The 1,347-nt window shown below is 67.0% G+C and carries 1 protein-coding gene; it reads right to left on the bottom strand.

Annotation, left to right across the window (positions count from 1 at the left end; all coding sequences use genetic code 11):
* Window positions 1-48: 48 nt before the first annotated feature.
* A partial coding sequence (locus AC1DWI_RS23335) for an ATP-binding protein (RefSeq protein ID WP_477725939.1) occupies window positions 49-1,347 on the bottom strand: 1,299 nt, incomplete at its 5' end.

The following is a 1,347-nucleotide window of genomic DNA, read 5'->3' as shown; positions in this document are numbered from 1 at the left end:
CAATAGTACTGCGCGAGCAGCTATAAAAATGGTAGCAAATGATGGCTGCTAGCCGGTGATCTCGCCCGCCGGAAACCGGACTTCAATCCGCAGTCCACCCAGGCGGTCTGACGTGCCGAGCTGTAGCGTCGCGCCGTGCCGCTCGGCAATCACCTTGACGATGGCCAATCCGAGGCCGCTGCCGGCTTCCGGAGAGATCGCCGATCCAGCCGACCCGCCCGCCGTGTCCGTGACGCTGGCGGCACGAAAGAAGCGGTCAAATACGCGGTGGCGGTCTTCTGCGGCGATGCCCGGGCCGCTGTCTTCCACCGTCAATTCCGGCTGTCCGTCCTGCACGCCCACCGACACATCGACCTGGCCCGCCACCGGCGTGTACTTGACGGCGTTGTCCAGCAGGTTGCGCAGCAGGATGCGCAGGGCCTCGCTCTGGCCCTTCACCTGCACAGGCTGCTGAGGCTCGCTGCCCGCCAGGCCCAGGTCAATTTGCCTGTGGCCGGCATGGGGTAATACATCGGCCACGGCCAGCTTCACCACGTCACGCAGGTCCACAAAGGCGGCAGCGGCAGGTGCCTGGCCTGAATCGGCTCCGGCTTGTGCCGTGCCGGCGGCTTCTTCGCGGGCCAGCACCAGCAGCTGCTCGACCAGCCGTATCGCCCGGTCTATGCCCTGGTTCAACCGGCCAATAGCGGCCTCCCGTGCCGCAGGTTCTTCGTCGTTTCGGCGCAGGGCCTGCGCCTGCAGCTTGAGCGCCGTCAGCGGCGAGCGCAATTCGTGCGCCGCATCAGCCACAAAATGCCGCTGCGCCTCGAAAGCGCCGCGCACCCGGCCGAACAGCAGGTTCAGCTCTTCCACTAGCGGCCGCACTTCGTCGGGCAGGCCGTCGTCGGCCAGCGGCGACAAATCGTCGGCCGGGCGCCCGGCCACCTGTCGCCGGGCACGCTCGACAGGCGCCAGCGAACGGCTGATGACCCACCACACGGCCAGCATGAGCAGCGGGGTTAGGTAGGCAAAGGGCAGCACGGCGCGCACAGCCAGCGTGCGGGCGCGCGCCGAGCGGGCGTCCAGGTCTTGCGCAATCTGCACGGTTTGCAGCGCGGTCTGCAGGGTGTAGACGCGGTACCGGTTGCCGTGCGCTTCGACGTCCGAAAAGCCGAGCACTGCGCGCGGCGGAAGCGCCGATCGGGTGGAGCGGAAAATCTGTGTGCCGTCCTGGCCCCAGATCTGCACGTAGACCTCGAAGCGGTCGTCTTCGTCGGTCTCGTCCAGGGGAATGTTGAGTGGAATGCCGCTGCGCAGTGAGCGCGCCATTTGCTGCAAATGGTCGTCGAACATCGCGTCGGCCTGCTG

Source organism: Polaromonas sp. P3_C2 (assembly GCF_056402675.1).
This window is presented reverse-complemented; position numbering and strand designations above follow the sequence as displayed.